General features: G+C 60.6%; 17 protein-coding genes. 7 read left to right on the top strand and 10 right to left on the bottom strand.

Annotated features, from left to right (window positions below):
• Positions 1–30: 30 nt before the first annotated feature.
• The gene (locus tag ASD32_RS05480; protein ID WP_060637004.1) at positions 31–1,167 is read left to right on the top strand and encodes an alpha-hydroxy acid oxidase; all 1,137 of its coding nucleotides are present in this window, start codon (positions 31–33) and stop codon (positions 1,165–1,167) included.
• Between the two features lie 7 nt (positions 1,168–1,174).
• Here the strand turns inward: ASD32_RS05480 and ASD32_RS05475 are convergent, their stop codons facing one another.
• From ASD32_RS05475 to ASD32_RS05445, 7 genes are all read right to left on the bottom strand, one after another.
• Entirely contained in the window at positions 1,175–1,459 is a 285-nt protein-coding gene (locus tag ASD32_RS05475; protein ID WP_156383070.1) for an addiction module antidote protein, read from the bottom strand.
• The gene (locus tag ASD32_RS05470) at positions 1,449–1,751 is read right to left on the bottom strand and encodes a type II toxin-antitoxin system RelE/ParE family toxin (RefSeq protein WP_060637003.1); all 303 of its coding nucleotides are present in this window, start codon (positions 1,749–1,751) and stop codon (positions 1,449–1,451) included. Before ASD32_RS05470 ends, ASD32_RS05475 begins: the two co-directional genes overlap by 11 nt.
• A 77-nt stretch (positions 1,752–1,828) precedes the next feature.
• Positions 1,829–2,191 (bottom strand): hydroxyisourate hydrolase, encoded by a 363-nt coding sequence (gene uraH, locus ASD32_RS05465; RefSeq protein ID WP_060637002.1) that lies wholly within the window; start codon positions 2,189–2,191, stop codon positions 1,829–1,831.
• Between the two features lie 16 nt (positions 2,192–2,207).
• Positions 2,208–2,705 carry an ureidoglycolate lyase gene (locus ASD32_RS05460; RefSeq protein ID WP_060637078.1) on the bottom strand — a complete coding sequence of 166 codons (498 nt, stop codon included), beginning with the start codon at positions 2,703–2,705 and terminating at the stop codon, positions 2,208–2,210.
• A gap of 36 nt (positions 2,706–2,741) precedes the next feature.
• On the bottom strand, positions 2,742–3,245 hold the full coding sequence (gene uraD, locus ASD32_RS05455) for a 2-oxo-4-hydroxy-4-carboxy-5-ureidoimidazoline decarboxylase (RefSeq protein ID WP_060637001.1): 504 nt from the start codon (positions 3,243–3,245) through the stop codon (positions 2,742–2,744).
• Complete coding sequence (gene puuE, locus ASD32_RS05450; RefSeq protein ID WP_060637000.1) at positions 3,245–4,174, bottom strand: allantoinase PuuE; 930 nt, start codon at positions 4,172–4,174, stop codon at positions 3,245–3,247. Before puuE ends, uraD begins: the two co-directional genes overlap by 1 nt.
• A gap of 124 nt (positions 4,175–4,298) precedes the next feature.
• Positions 4,299–5,102 carry a DUF1045 domain-containing protein gene (locus tag ASD32_RS05445; protein ID WP_060636999.1) on the bottom strand — a complete coding sequence of 268 codons (804 nt, stop codon included), beginning with the start codon at positions 5,100–5,102 and terminating at the stop codon, positions 4,299–4,301.
• A gap of 202 nt (positions 5,103–5,304) precedes the next feature.
• Here ASD32_RS05445 and ASD32_RS05440 point away from each other — a divergent pair, with 202 nt between their 5' ends.
• The gene (locus ASD32_RS05440) at positions 5,305–5,694 is read left to right on the top strand and encodes a PRC-barrel domain-containing protein (RefSeq protein WP_060636998.1); all 390 of its coding nucleotides are present in this window, start codon (positions 5,305–5,307) and stop codon (positions 5,692–5,694) included.
• 346 nt (positions 5,695–6,040) lie between these two features.
• On the opposite strand, the gene ASD32_RS05435 is transcribed toward ASD32_RS05440, so the two are convergent.
• A complete protein-coding gene (locus ASD32_RS05435; RefSeq protein WP_060636997.1) occupies positions 6,041–7,183 on the bottom strand; it encodes an FAD-dependent oxidoreductase in 1,143 nt (380 codons plus the stop codon).
• 38 nt (positions 7,184–7,221) lie between these two features.
• Here ASD32_RS05435 and mnmD point away from each other — a divergent pair, with 38 nt between their 5' ends.
• The 3 genes from mnmD (at position 7,222) to ASD32_RS05420 (ending at position 10,085) form a co-directional block, all read left to right on the top strand.
• Positions 7,222–7,974: a tRNA (5-methylaminomethyl-2-thiouridine)(34)-methyltransferase MnmD gene (gene mnmD / locus ASD32_RS05430; protein WP_060636996.1), complete on the top strand. Its 753-nt coding sequence runs from the start codon at positions 7,222–7,224 to the stop codon at positions 7,972–7,974.
• A gap of 110 nt (positions 7,975–8,084) precedes the next feature.
• A complete protein-coding gene (locus tag ASD32_RS05425; protein ID WP_060636995.1) occupies positions 8,085–9,671 on the top strand; it encodes a trimethylamine methyltransferase family protein in 1,587 nt (528 codons plus the stop codon).
• 114 nt (positions 9,672–9,785) lie between these two features.
• Positions 9,786–10,085 (top strand): hypothetical protein, encoded by a 300-nt coding sequence (locus tag ASD32_RS05420; protein ID WP_060636994.1) that lies wholly within the window; start codon positions 9,786–9,788, stop codon positions 10,083–10,085.
• Between the two features lie 50 nt (positions 10,086–10,135).
• Here the strand turns inward: ASD32_RS05420 and ASD32_RS05415 are convergent, their stop codons facing one another.
• Positions 10,136–10,582 carry a host attachment protein gene (locus ASD32_RS05415; protein ID WP_060637077.1) on the bottom strand — a complete coding sequence of 149 codons (447 nt, stop codon included), beginning with the start codon at positions 10,580–10,582 and terminating at the stop codon, positions 10,136–10,138.
• Positions 10,583–10,827: 245 nt separating this feature from the next.
• Here ASD32_RS05415 and ASD32_RS05410 point away from each other — a divergent pair, with 245 nt between their 5' ends.
• Together ASD32_RS05410 and ASD32_RS05405 are read left to right on the top strand one after the other, a co-directional pair.
• Positions 10,828–11,928, top strand: coding sequence for a DNA alkylation repair protein (locus tag ASD32_RS05410; RefSeq protein WP_060637076.1), 1,101 nt, complete (start codon positions 10,828–10,830; stop codon positions 11,926–11,928).
• A 304-nt stretch (positions 11,929–12,232) separates the two neighbouring features.
• The gene (locus ASD32_RS05405) at positions 12,233–13,783 is read left to right on the top strand and encodes a DEAD/DEAH box helicase (protein ID WP_060637075.1); all 1,551 of its coding nucleotides are present in this window, start codon (positions 12,233–12,235) and stop codon (positions 13,781–13,783) included.
• A gap of 146 nt (positions 13,784–13,929) precedes the next feature.
• On the opposite strand, the gene ASD32_RS05400 is transcribed toward ASD32_RS05405, so the two are convergent.
• Complete coding sequence (locus ASD32_RS05400) at positions 13,930–14,820, bottom strand: DMT family transporter (RefSeq protein WP_060636993.1); 891 nt, start codon at positions 14,818–14,820, stop codon at positions 13,930–13,932.
• Positions 14,821–15,122 lie beyond the last annotated feature (302 nt).

The raw sequence follows: 15,122 nt of genomic DNA, 5'->3' as shown, positions 1-15,122 counted from the left end.
GGACCATCCCTTGAGCTGGAAATCTGCGCCATGTCCAAAATCCTCGAAATCAGCGACCTGAAGGCCATTGCCAAGCGCCGCGTGCCGAAGATGTTCTTCGACTATGCCGATAGCGGCGCCTGGACGGAGGGCACCTACCGCGCCAACGAGGAGGATTTCCGCAAGGTGAAGCTGCGCCAAAGGGTGCTGGTCGATATGACCAACCGCTCGCTGGAAAGCACGATGATCGGCCAGACGGTCTCGATGCCTGTCGCATTGGCTCCGACCGGATTGACCGGCATGCAGCACGCCGATGGCGAGATGCTGGCAGCAAGAGCAGCCGAGGAGTTCGGCGTTCCCTTCACGCTCTCAACGATGAGCATCTGCTCGATCGAGGACGTCGCTTCGGTGACCAGCAAGCCGTTCTGGTTCCAGCTCTATGTCATGCGCGACCGGGACTTCGTGAAAAACCTGATCGACCGCGCCAAGGCCGCCAAATGCTCGGCGCTGGTCTTGACGCTCGATCTGCAGATCCTTGGCCAGCGCCACAAGGACCTGCGCAACGGCCTTTCCGCCCCACCCAAGTTTACGCCAAAACATATCTGGCAGATGGCGACACGGCCGCTCTGGTGCCTGCAGATGCTCAAGACCCAGCGCCGCAGCTTCGGCAATATTGTCGGCCATGCCAAGAACGTCTCGGATCTCTCGTCCCTTTCCTCCTGGACCGCCGAACAGTTCGATCCGCAGCTCTCCTGGGAAAATGTCGGGGAGATTCGCAAGATGTGGGGCGGGCCGCTGATCCTGAAGGGCATTCTCGACGTCGAGGACGCCAGGATGGCGGCGCGCACCGGCGCTGATGCGATCATCGTTTCCAATCACGGCGGCCGCCAGCTCGACGGCGCACCTTCCTCGATCAGCATGCTGCCCAAAATCGTCGATGCCGTCGGCCACCAGATCGAGGTTCATGTCGATGGCGGCATCCGTTCTGGCCAGGACGTGCTGAAGGCGGTGGCGCTCGGCGCCAAGGGCACCTATATCGGCCGCCCCTTCCTCTACGGCCTCGGCGCCGGCGGCAAGGCCGGCGTCACGACGGCGCTCGATATCATCCGCAAGGAACTCGACATCACCATGGCGCTCTGCGGCAAACGGGATATTCGCGATATCAACCGGGATGTGATTGCGGAGTAGGGAAAGGTTAGACTGCGGTGACCGTCAAGTTTACGCCGAGAGCCTTGACGACGCCAAGCAGCGTCGAGAGTTTGGGGTCGCCGTCCGCACTCAAGGCCTTGTAGAGGGCCTCCCTGGTGACGCCCGCGTCCTTTGCGACTTTGGTCATGCCCTTGGCGCGCGCGATGACACCGAGGGCGGCAGCGATATAGGCGGCATCGCCAGTCTCGAAGGCATCGTTGAGAAGCTCGGCATGGGCCTGCGGGGTATCGAGATATTGCGCCGCATCGAACGGCAATGTTTCAATGATCATGATCCATGTCCAGATTGCCGGCGATTGCCTTGGCTCGCTTGATATCCTTGCTCTGCGTGGATTTATCGCCACCGCACAACAGGATAACGACGATATTTCCGCGATGAACGAAGTAGACCCGGTATCCTGGGCCTTGATCAACACGAAGCTCTCCGATTCCATCGAAAAACTTTGCATCTCCAAAGAGGCCAGCCTGCAACCGGACGACACGTTGCGCGATACGTGTCCTGGCTTGCCCGTCCTTGAGGTTTTCAAGCCAATCCCGGAAAATCGCAGTTTGGCGCACTTCCATTCTTCAGCTCCAGACTACAGTCAAAAACTGTGAACTGCAATTCACAAATGCGGGCTGCGGCGGAACGCTACTCCAGCTCAACTCCCCCGATAGGTCGAATAGCTGAACGGCGAAAGGAGGAGCGGCACATGATAGTGGATGGTCTGATCGGCAATGCCGAAGCGGAGCGGAATGAGATCGAGGAAAGCGGGTTCCGAAAGGCCGGTGCCGGTCGCCCTCAGATAATCGCCGGCGTGGAACAGCAGCTCATAGGTTCCGGTTAAGAAAGCGTCGCCCTCCAGCATCGGCCCATCGACACGGCCATCGCTGTTGGTTTCGACCGTGCGCAGCAGGCGGCGCGCCTCGCCCTCGATCCGAAAGAGATCGATCTTTAAACCTTTCGCCGGCTTGCCCAGAGCGGTATCAAGGACGTGGGTGGTCAGGCGGCCGGACGTGCTCATAAAAACCTCGTTCAGTTCAGAAGGGATTGGCGATGACGAAAGGCGCGTCGTAAAAGACCTCTTCCAGATTGTTGCCCGGGCCGTCGCGATCGACAACCAGGAAATCGCTCACCGCGCCCACGGCCATCAGTGGATGATGCCAGACATTGCGGCCGTAATTGACGCCCTGTGCGCCCGTTGCCAGGAAAACACGCGGCAATCCCGGCTTTCCGCCCTCATCCGGCGCAACCACCGCAAGCCATGCCCCGCCGCTGAGCGGCGAGAAGCTCTGCGAACCCAGCGGATGACGTTCCATCATCGTCACGGAATAGGGAAAGCTGCGCGGCTGGCCGCGGAAAATATTGATGATCACCCGGGCGTCCTCGCCGCTCACATCGGCGCGCCCCAGCGCATGAAAACGCTCGGTCGAGCCGCCGTTGATCAGCCGCATGGTGTCCGGATCAGCTTCTATAACCGTGCCGAAAGGTGCAAAAGCCGCCTGCGTCAGCGGCTCGATCGTCAGGAACTGTGGCATCAGATCGCCGGTGCCGCATGGCATGGCGGTATCGTCTCAGGCATTGTCTTCTCCCGGAAGCAGTGAACGCAAACGCAACAGCGCGATCTTTTCGACCTGCGCTGCCGCCGCTTCAAATTCCTCTTCCCGGCTATTGTCAATCCGCCTTTCGAAGGCAGCAAGAATATCGTCCTTGCTCAGCCCCTTGACCGCAATGATGAAAGGAAAACCGAACTTCTCCGTATAGGTGGTGTTGAGCGCGGTAAACCGCGCATGCTCGGTCGCGCTTAAGCGGTCGAGCCCGGCACCCGCCTGCTCCGCCTTGGAATCCTCCGTCAGCCCCCCGGCGATCGCCAGTTTGCCGGCAAGATCCGGATGAGCCCGCAGAACAGCAAGGCGCTCGGCATGCGAGGCCGCTCGGAATGCCGCAACGAGCGCCTCATGCACGCCGTCCGACGTCAGCGAAATCTCCGGGGTCGCGTTGAATGCCCGCTCCGCCACCCAGGGCGAATGCTCGAACACGCCGCCGAACCGCGCAACGAATTCATCCCGCGCCGCCATCACAGGCCACCTTCCGGCTTGTGATGTTCATGCCAGTGCCGGGCGATATCGATGCGCTTGGGCGTCCAGACCTTTTCGTGGCTGAGAACGTAATCCAAGAAACGCGCAAGGGCTGCGGCCCGGCCGGGGCGGCCGACAAGGCGGCAATGCAGGCCGACATTCATCATCTTCGGGCTGCCCTCCCTGCCCTCGGCATAGAGCACGTCGAACGTGTCTTTCAGATAGGAAAAGAACTGATCGCCGGAATTGAACCCCTGCGGCGTTGCAAAACGCATGTCGTTGGCATCGAGCGTATAGGGAATGATCAGGTGCGGCTTGTCCCTCGTGAGGCCCGGCACCCAATAGGGCAGTTCGTCGGCATAGCTGTCGGAGGAATAGACAAAGCCGCCCTCTTCGATGACAAGCTTCAGCGTGTTGTCCGACGGCTTGCCCTGATACATGCCGAGCGGATGCGATCCCGTCAGTTCGGTATGCAGCCGCACGGCATCGCGGATATGCTTGCGCTCTTCGTCCTCAGAAAAATCCTTGTATTCCAGCCAGCGATAGCCGTGGCTGGCGATTTCCCACCCTGCATCCTTCATGGCGGCAACGGCTTCGGGATTGCGTGCCATGGCAAGCGTCACGCCATAGACGGTGACATCGACATTGCGGCTGGTAAACATCCGCCACAGCCGCCAGAAACCGGCGCGCGCGCCATATTCGTAGATCGATTCCATGTTGAGATTGCGCTGTCCGGCCCAGGGCTGCGCGCCGACGATCTCGGACAGAAGCGATTCGGACGCCTTGTCGCTGTCGAGAATGCAGCTCTCGCCGCCCTCTTCGTAATTGACCACGAACTGCACCGCGATGCGCGCATCGCCCGGCCAGCGCACCTGCGGCGGATTGCGGCCGTAGCCGACGAGATCACGTGGATAGGCAAGGTCTGTCATCAAATCACCCTTCGAATGTGCCGGAACGGTAGCATCCGCAACCGGAAAATCGAAGTCAAAATGGTAACGGATTGCGCCCAGATTTGAAGACCGGACTGCCAGGACGAAGGGCGATATCGACCGCTTAGCAGCTTGCCTGAAGCAGCCGGGCGGCGACCGCCGCTTTCGATTCGGCGATGCGCGATGCGCTGGCGAGTGCATTGGCGCTGGCTTTTGCATTCGGCACCGGCCGATGCGCCGAGAGCTTGCCGAGCGGATGCTGCGAATGCACGCGCAAGGGTGCACCGGGCTCCGGCTCGATGAACAGGGCAATGCTGGAAATTTTCAGCGGCTCGGCGATGACGGGATCGAAGAAATCGCGCAACGCAGTCTCGAAGCGGGCGTTGAGATTGGAATTCACCGGCCCCGTCAACATCATGTGAAAGCGGAATTCCTCCATCACATAGGGGTAGCCCCAGCGGTGAAGGTTGGAAAACTGTGGTGCGGTCAACCGGTCCGGGTCCCGCCGCTCGATTTCGATATCGCTCAAGGGCGCGCGGAATTGATCGAAAGCCTGCACGACGGACGCGGCCAGATGACTCATCTGTTCGCAAGGGGAAGACGGCGCAAGGCCGAAAAATTCGCCCAGCCGCGCGATTTCCATCTTCGGAATTTCAAACGGGCTCATCGTGCTGGCAAAATGCATCAGCGATTTCAACAGCGCTGGCTCGCTGGTTTCATCATGCAGCCGGAACGGCGCCTTGATCGTTCCATGAAACCCATAGCGGCGCGGCACGGCCGTATGAAACGCCAGCTCCTGGCGGCTGAAACCGGCAATTGAAGGCGCCTCCGGAGCTTCGCCGGAATAGACGTTCCGGCCAAGCCAGCTTGCGGCGGCAACCGACAAGGGATCGTATATCGACGGCGTGAAATAGATGGCGTACCGCATCGGCCCGGCTCCGGTGAAACTCGTTCTGGAAGCGGGAGTTAAGTGATTTGCATGACACAATGACGAATAGTCGCGCGCGATATCCGCCGTGCGCACGGTTTCCCAAAAATGTGATCGGATGCGCAACCTGCGGTTCACAAACGGAACCAACCGGCGTTTCCGCCGTTATCTCACCGGTAGCATTAAAAAATGGAGACGAACCATGACTTACCAGGACAGCACTCTCAAGGATGCCAGCATCAAGGAAACGCATGACCTGATCGCGAGCGATAAGGTCGAAGGCACGCGCGTTTATGGCCAGGATGGAAAACACATCGGTACGATCGAACGTGTGATCCTGGAAAAGCGCAGCGGCCGCGTCTCCTATGCGGTGCTTGGCTTTGGCGGCTTCCTCGGTATCGGCGAAGATCACTACCCGCTCCCGTGGCAAAAGCTGAGCTATGACGAGAGCCTCGGCGGCTATCGCACCGATATCACCCGCGAACAGGTTGAAAGCGCGCCGAAATATCATGGCGATGACGAGTATGACTGGAACAAGGAAAACGGCCGCCGCGTCTATGACTATTACGGCGTGCCCCCGTACTGGATGTAATTTCTTCTGACAAATATGTGCGAAGCCCTGCTCACCGAGCAGGGCTTTTTGCGTGCTGACAAAGGTATTTACTGACAGTGCCGCAGGCCACTTGGGAAATTAAGTGGGTTGCCAAATTCCCCTCATCCCCGCCTTTGTGGTGATGATCCAGTCAGCTCAAGTCCTTGAGATAAAAGATTCTTTTGACCCGACGGACGTCGGGTCGCTGGATTCCCGCCACAGGGGCGAGAATGACGGAGAGTGGAGTATCGCTCTCACCAGACAATCCGATTCCAGGTTTGTCAGCGGCCTGAGCCCTGCTCACCGAGCGAAGCCTTGGCGTTGCAGCTTCTGTTCCCGGACACTCTCACGGCGCCCGCAACAAGGAAAAGTGGCTGCTGCATCGGAACGAATCCGGCAATGATTCGTCCTGCTGTCCTGCCATTTCCGCAATGACGCTTGCCGCCAGCCGGTGCGCCAGCCCGAAGCTGATCTTAAAGCCACCCGTCAGGGTGTAGAGCCGGGGATAATCCGGATGGCGGCCGGTCATCGGGTCGCGGCCGATCGCTTTGGGGCGCAGGCCCGCCCAGCATTCGACCACGGGCGCTCCTGCCAGCAGCGGAACGACCGCGCGCGCACGGTGAAGCAGATCATCGAGCAGATGATCGTTTGACAGCGGATCGGAAAAACTGTTTTCGCTGGTGCTGCCGACCGCCACGAGCCCGTTGTCATGCGACACAATATAGAGGCCGTCCATGAAAATGACGGGCAAGGCGGAATCGAGATCGGCTTTCAACACGGCCGCCTGACCCTTGACGGCGGTTCCGCTTGATCCGGAAACAGGTGGCTGCTCCAGCCCATCCAGATGCCGGAACGTCTCGACGCCGGCCGCCAGAATGCACGCGCCGAAGGCAAGCGAGCGACCATCTGCAAACGTCGCCTGACCGGCACCCGGATCAAGCACTGCAAGCGCCTGCCCCTCTTCGATCCGCACATGAGGCGACAACCGCAGCGAAGCCGTCAAAACCTGGAGGAGGCGGCGGGGATCAACCCGCGCGGCAAGGGTATCGAACACCAGACCGCTGGCCATGGCCTTGCTTTCCGGCCACCCCTTCGCTGCCGGATCATCCTGAACATGCCAGAAGAATTGCTTTCCAACCTGCTTCCAGTTGACCAGCGCATCCTGCTCATGGCGAAGGGCGATTTTGCGCAGATGCGGCTGGGGCAATGGCATCAATCGGCCCGAACGGCGGTAACCGGCCGACATCCCCGTTTGCGCCTCAAGACCCGCGATCTCCTGCTCGAGTGTGACCAGCGCATCGAACTGGAACTGCTTTTTCACGTCCCACCGGTCCGGCATATACGGCATCAAGGCGCCAAGCACGCCGCCACTGGCACCCGCGCCGATCCGGTCGCGCTCGACAAGCACCGTTTTCAGCCCGGCCCGGTCAGCCATGACGGCCGCCCAGAGCCCCATGATGCCGCCGCCGACAATCAGCAGATCCACCATCGATTGACCTTCTTGCCCGTGGAGATTATCGGTTCGCCATGCCCACCAGAAACCCTGACATTGCGATCACGCCTGAACCGGTTCTCCCGGAGCGGCAGACATTGGAATGGCACGAGGGCGATATGCCCTATTCGCAGGAATTTGGCGACCATTTTTATTGCCGCGAAGACGGACGGCTGGAATGCGGCCATGTGTTTCTGGCGGGCAACGGCCTGCCAGAACGCTGGCGCAAATCAGGGCTTTTCACGATCGGCGAGCTCGGTTTCGGCACCGGGCTGAATTTCTGCGAAACATGGCGGCAATGGAAGCAAACGCGTGATCACGGGGCAAAGCTTCATTTCGTCTCGTTCGAGCGGTTTCCGATGCGGGCTGACGATATTGACCGGGCGCTCGCCCATTGGCGCGAGATCGAACCTGAGCGCCTGGCTTTGTGTGCCCGCTGGCCGGACGACCCGAAGGGCCGCATCGACATCGATTTTTCGGACGGGATGCACCTGACCGTCATCTGCGGCACCGCATTCGAAACCCTTCGCAACGCCTTGGAAAGATTCGACGCCTGGTATTTTGACGGCTTTGCGCCCCGGCGCAATCCCGACATGTGGTCGCAGGAGCTGATGCGGCTTGCCCATGACAAGAGCGTGGATGGCGGCACGTTCGCGACCTATGCCGCTGCCGGTTTCGTCCGGCGCAACCTGCAAGCGGCGGGCTTTGCCGTCGAGCGCAGGCCGGGTTACGGCAACAAGCGCGAAATGCTCTGCGGCGTGAAATCGACATCCGGCGTCGCGGATTAACCGGCCCTTCCAATCCTCTTCTCTTTGAAGGAAATTTGCTGTCGCAAATGGTGGCGCCTTTCCGATGCCGGATATGCAACATGCCGGTCTGTCCAACCGATGGAAAAATCATGAGCGAGAACCCATTTCCGCAAGCCGCCCCGATCGACGCAGACGCGCCTGTGGAACGGCGGCGGCGCACCGGCGGACGTGGCGCGGATCGCTCCCGCAAAGGTTTAAGCAGTTCGAAATATCTCAATCTCGTCAACACGATGGCGAAATCCGTTGTGCTCTCGGACGATGCGCTGGAGGCCGTTCACAACGCCTCGCTCACCATCCTGGAAGAAATCGGCATGGATGTGATCCTGCCGGAAGCGCGCGACCGGATGAAGGCCGCCGGCGCTGATGTCACGCAAGGCACCGACCGGGTGCGCTTCGATCGCGGCCTGATCATGGACATGATCGCGTCGGTCCCGCCGGCCTTTACGATGCATGCCAGGAATCCGCTGCGCAATGTTGAGATCGGCGGCAACAATCTGGTCTTTGCGCAGATCGCTTCGGCACCCTTCGTGGCCGATCGCGAAGGCGGGCGCCGCGCCGGTAACCAGGAGGATTTCCGCAAGCTGGTCAAGCTTGCCCAATCTTATGACATCATCCACACGACCGGCGGCTATCCGGTCGAGCCGATCGATATCCATGCGTCTGTGCGCCATCTCGACTGCCTCTCCGACATGGTGAAGCTGACCGACAAGGTGTTTCACTGCTATTCGCTCGGCCAGCAGCGCAATATCGACGCCATCGAGATCGCCCGGATCGGGCGGGGCATTTCAGCCGCGCAGATGGAAAGCGAGCCGTCGCTCTTTACGATCATCAACACCTCGTCCCCTTTGCGTCTGGATGGCCCGATGCTGCAGGGCATCATCGAAATGTCCTCGCGCAATCAGGTCGTCGTCGTCACGCCGTTTACGCTGGCGGGCGCCATGGCGCCGGTGACGATTGCCGGGGCTGTCGTGCAGCAGAATGCCGAGGCTTTGGCCGGTATCGCCTTTACCCAGATGGTCCGGCGTGGCGCGCCGGCCATGTATGGCGGCTTCACCTCGAATGTGGACATGAAAACCGGCGCACCGGCCTTCGGCACGCCGGAATATATGAAGGCCGTCATTGCCGGCGGCCAGCTCGCCCGCCGCTACAACATTCCCTACCGCACCTCCAACACCAATGCATCCAATACGCTGGATGCGCAGGCAGCCTACGAATCGGCGCTCTCCCTCTGGGCGCTGACGCAAGGCGGCGGCAATTTCATCATGCATTCGGCCGGCTGGAGCGAGGGCGGACTGACGGCCTCCTTCGAAAAATTCATCCTCGACGTCGATATGCTGCAGATGGTGGCGGAGTTCCTGACCCCTCTCGACGTCAGCGAGGATGCGCTCGGTCTGGACGCCGTGCGCGATGTCGGCCCCGGCGGCCATTATTTTGGCACCGCCCATACGCTCGCCCGCTACGAGACTGCCTTCTATTCGCCGATCCTGTCGGACTGGCGCAATTTCGAAACCTGGACCGAGGCCGGGCGGCCAACGACCTATGATCACGCCAACCGCGTCTTCAAGGAAAAACTGAACGAATACGAGAAGCCGCCGCTCGATCCGGCCATCGAGGAAGAGCTTGACGCCTTTGTTGCCAGGCGCAAGGCAGAAGGCGGCGTTGCGACTGATTTCTAACGGAAATTTAATGAAACTCTAAGGCAACAAAGCCACATTTCAGCGTATTAATATCCTTGTTCGAGCAAGACATGACCGGCAGGCGGCCATAGCCCGAGCATAGGGAACAAGACCATGTTTTCGTTGAGAACAGCACTTTCCACCGGTCTGATTGCCTTGACAATTGCGGGCACCACAATTGCCACCGCCTCTGAGGCCAATGCCCATAACCGTTTCTGGCCAGGGCTCGCCACCGGCGTTGTCGGCGGAGCGATCCTCGGCAGCGCGCTCAGCCAACCGCGCTACTATGCGCCTCCGGCCTATTACGGCCCGGTCTATAATCCATATGTGGTGGTTGGTGGCTATCCAAGCTGCCACATCGTCTGGCGCCAGAATGGCTGGGGCGATCAATACAGGGTGCGTGTCTGCTCCTGATATGACCCGGATGGCAAGGGGCAGGCTTTGCGCCTGCCCCTTCCGCCAAATTAGTTCTGCATTGCAGCCCGCACCGACGAGATCAGTTTTTCCGTCGGCAGATTGCTGTAGTCCTTGCTGATTTCGGCAGTGGTCTTTGCCCGCGTTGCGGTTGACAGCATCGAACGCAGATCGCCCAGCGTCTGGGGTGCCGCACAAACGACCAGACGGTCGAATGCGCCCTCCTGCTCATAACCATCGATCTTGCTGGCGACATCGGCCGTAAACTTCTGTTGCTCCTCGCGCACCGGATCGCTGGAATATTCCATGGCCGAGCGGCCGGGACCCGACGAGGAATGACTGCGGCCCGGCTTGTCGCTCATGATGTCCTGGACACGCTTGGTATCCATTTGAAAAACCTCCTGCTCGGGGCTCTGGGGTCCATCTTTAAGGAAATTCACCCCCTTCAAAAGGCGGGCCTGGTTTCCATCAGCGGCAAGAATCCATGTGGTTGTCATGATCAACTCCTCGAGCAATGTTCATCAAGGCGCCCAGATGTCACCGCACCGGCGGCAGGGTGACTGGACGCCACACGCACCCCGGTCGCCCAAGGCGCGCGACATCTCCAACGCTGCTTCAAAAAGGAAGGTTCCGAAATAAACGCTGGAAAATCCAGCGGATGAGACCGGCATCGGCACACCAATATCCATGTTCGCGACAGAAAAGGCTAAGCTCCGCCGGGAATCAACCTTGGATGATCGCCATGGCCGAACCCTTGAAAAACCTGTTGCACCCGGCCCTGGTGAAAACCATGGCGGACCAAATCGGCGCCCATTCCACAGGGTTCGACACACAACGCTTTACCGATCTCGCAACCGAACACATGCAGCAACTGGAACTGATGCAGCGCGCCATCCAGATCCGCGACGCGCTTGCCGCAACATTGCCGCAGGATTTTGAACAGGCGGCCGCCCTCCTCTCCGCCAGCCTTCCCAAGGACGGCCGCACCGGCATGACCGGCTGGTCGCTTTTGCCCGTCAGCCAGTTCGTGGCGCAGAAGGGCCTTGGCCATTTCGATCTGTCGCTCAGCCTGCTCAAGCAGCTCACGCCGCATTTCACCGCCGAGTTCGGCATCCGGCCCTTCATTCATGCAGAGCAGGACCGGGCGCTGGCCACGATCGGCACCTGGACCACGGACGCCAACCATCACGTCCGCCGGCTGGCAAGCGAGGGCACCCGCCCGCGCCTGCCCTGGGCAATCCGCCTGCCCTCGCTGATGCGCGATCCGCAGCCCATCCTGCCGATCCTCACCGCACTTCTGGACGACCCGGAAGACTACGTGCGCCGTTCCGTCGCCAACAGTCTCAACGATATCGCCAAGGATCATCCCGATCTGGTCGCAGCCTTTGTCGGCGGGCATATCGGTGCGGCTTCGCCACAACGCCGCCAGCTGCTGCGCCATGCCTCACGCACGCTTTTGAAGAAGGGCCATGTGGACGCCCTTGCCAATTTCGGCTTTGCACCGCTCTCAGGTATTGCTGCCACGCTTTCAATCGAAACCGGACATGTGAATTTCGGCGACGCGCTCGCCTTCACCATGACCGTCGTCAACGAGGGTGCGGCGGCGCAAAAGGTGATGATCGACTATGCGGTCCACCACCGCAAAGCCAATGGCAGCCTTGCGCCGAAGGTTTTCAAATGGAAGAGCCTGGAACTTGCCCCCAGCGAGCGCGTGACGATGACGCGAAAGCATGCGATGCGCGCCATCACCACGCGGCAATATTATCCCGGTGGCCACCGGCTGGACATTCTCGTCAATGGCGCGGTGCTTGCGGGCGCGGATTTCCAGCTCGTCATGGCGTGATCCACCATTCTCTTCGCAGCTGCAAAAAACAATCCCTTGACTTTTGGCGGCAAAACAACGACATGAGGCGCAGCGTCACCTTCCGGCCGCCGCGTGAGCGAGCCCTGCGGGATCCAACCGATCCGTAACGAAGGATAAGCGCAACACAGACTGTCTTGCCAAACGTGGCAGGATGCATGCGCTAGACGATTTTAATCAACCCACAAGTTCCCAAATCACGCGGGGTTCTTGACGCGAAGCGAAACCGGAACCGCATGGTGCAGTTCCGGCAAATCTCGTTTTGCGCCCCCGAAAAGGTATGACATTGACCACTTTCAAAGACCTTGGCCTCTCCGAGCACGTGCTTTCGACCCTCGCCTCCCTGGGCTTCGAAACGCCGACGCCGATTCAGGCCGAAGCAATCCCGCTGGTGATGGAAGGCCATGACCTGATCGGTCTTGCCCAGACCGGTACCGGCAAGACGGCCGCCTTCGGCCTGCCGATGATCGAAAAGATGATGGCCGACGGCAAGCGCCCCGACCCGCGCAACATCCGCGCGCTGGTTCTGGCGCCGACCCGCGAACTGGTGAACCAGATCGCCTCCAACCTGAAGGACTTCGTCAAGAAGACCCCGATCAAGATCGGCCTCGTCGTCGGCGGCGCGTCGATCAACAAGCAGTCCGAACAGCTGTCGCGCGGCGTCGATATCCTCGTTGCCACGCCCGGCCGTCTCCTCGACCTCATTGCCCGCAAGGCCGTGACGCTCACCCAGGCCCGCTATCTCGTTCTCGACGAAGCCGACCAGATGCTGGACCTCGGCTTCATCCACGACCTGCGCAAGATTTCCAAGCTGGTGCCGAAGAACCGCCAGACGCTGCTGTTTTCGGCCACCATGCCGAAGGCGATCGCCGATCTGTCGGCCGAATATCTGAGCAACCCGAAGCGCGTCGAAGTTTCGCCTCCGGGCAAGGCTGCCGACAAGGTCGAGCAGTTCGTCCACTTCGTCCAGGGCGCCAGCCAGAAGACCGAAATCCTCAAGAAGACGCTGACCGAAAATCCGGATGGCCGCGCCATGGTCTTTTCGCGCACCAAGCACGGCGCCGAAAAGCTGATGAAGCATCTGGAACATGTCGGCTTCTCCGTCGCCTCGATCCACGGCAACAAGAGCCAGGGCCAGCGCGAACGTGCGCTGAAGGCGTTCCGTGACGGCGAAACCCGCGTTCTCGTTGCAACCGACGTTGCAGCCCGCGGTATCGACATTCCCGGCGTCACCCATGTCTATAACTACGACCTGCCGGAAGTGCCTGATGCCTACGTTCACCGGATCGGCCGTACCGCCCGCGCCGGCCGCGACGGCATTGCCATCGCCTTTTGCGCACCGGACGAAATCCGCCTGCTGCGCGACATCGAACGCCTGATGAAGATCGACATCGCTGTTGCCAGCGGCGAAATCCCGGCCGACCGTGCCCGCCCGAAGGGTGCACGCGGCGGCAATGGTGCCCGCAACGCCGGACGCCCGGCCGGCAACGGCCATGCCGAACGCCGTCCGCGCCCGCAGGGTGGCAGCGACAACGTGCATCGCGCCGAGCGCTCAGTGCCGAGCCCGTTTGCCGGTGACGATCTCTTGGCAAGCGGCGAACCGAAGAAGCAGCACCGCAAGGGTCAGGGCCCGGCCGCACAGGCCGCCCATGAAAACGCCCTTGCCAAGCGCCCCGGCGGCAACCGCAACGGACGCCCCGGCCAGAAGCAGGGCGAATGGCGCAACCGCAACCACGGCGGCGGCAACCCCGCCGGCGGCCAGAACCGCGAAGCCGGCGCCGGCGCCCAGGGCCAGCGCAAACGCGCCAACGCAGCCCCCCGCCGCGACGAAGCATAAGCTTTTACACAATAAGAGCGGGGTCCGCCCCGCTCCGGTATCAAAACCGCTCGCAACGGATGTTGCGGGCGGTTTTTGTTTGTGGGGGATGGCGGATTTTGGCGGCTATCGCTCAAGTCAACCAAACTTGATGTAAATGGCACCTTCTACGCCACAACCGCGACCGGCTTGCGGTTGGTGAGGTACACCCCGGCCACCGCGATCACCGTGCCGGCGATCATCGGCAGTGTCAGGGCTTCGTCAAACAGCAGCCAGGCCTGTATTGCGGCGAGCGGGGGCACGAGGTAGATGAGCGAGGCGGCCTTGGAGACCTGGCCGCGGCGGATGAGGTAGAGCAGAAGGGCAATCGCGCCCATCGATAGGCCGAGCACCGCCCAGGCGAGAGCCGCAAACAGCTGCACGCTCCAGATGACCCGCATCTCCTCCAGAAGAAACGCGGCGGGGATGGTGACGATCAGGGCGCCGACATATTGCAGCGCCGCCGTCGAGCGGATGTCGCCGTCCTGCAGGTACTGTTTCTGATAGATCGTGCCATAGGTGGCGGCTGCCATGCCGAGGACATTGATGAAAACCGGAAACAGCTGGATCGGCGTCATGCCGGTATCGATCGTCAGCACCTTGGGAATGACGGCAAGCGCAATGCCGAGAAAGCCGAGCGTCAGTCCTACCTTCTGCTGGCCTGACAGTTTTTCACCGATCAGGGCGGGTGCTGCAACCGCCGTCATCAGCGGCTGCAGGCCGGCGATGATGCCGGAAATTGCTGCGGGAACGCCCTGCCCGATCGCCCACCAGACCGCGCCGAGATAGAGCCCGTGCAAAAACACGCCGGAGATGACGGCATGTCCGGCCATCCCCCATGTCTTTGGCCATGCAGCACCGGTAACGAAACAGAAGCCGATGAACAGTACCGTTGCAAAGAGGTAGCGCAACACCAGAAATGTCAGCGGATCGGCATAGATATCGGCATATTTCGCCATCACCCATCCGGTCGACCAGAGCAGAACGAAAATGGCCGGAGCCAGGCGGTCGAGGGTCATGGGGGCTTCCTGATGGGATCCGTTCGTCAACCGAATGCGATAGGGCCGCATCCGGCGATGGTCAAAGCAAAATTCCTGATGTTTATCTTCAGCGGGGGCGCCGGATGAGTGCGTAAATTTTAAGCATTGTCACAGTTCCCCAAGCGATAACTTCTCCCGCCATTGGGGCGCAGCGTGCAAGTTGCAGCGCTTCATGATGAAAACCGCGCCATGACCAACCATAGATAGAGTCCAAAAGCCCAAAAAAGCAGCGATCTTGCGCCGCAATTTCTTTTGACTTCCATCGAGCATGCTTCTTGCAT

Origin of the sequence: Rhizobium sp. Root483D2, from assembly GCF_001426685.1 — a bacterium.
In the GTDB taxonomy this organism is placed as follows: domain Bacteria; phylum Pseudomonadota; class Alphaproteobacteria; order Rhizobiales; family Rhizobiaceae; genus Pararhizobium; species Pararhizobium qamdonense.
Note: the sequence above shows the minus strand (reverse complement) of the source record. Positions and strands in the feature narration are given on the sequence as shown.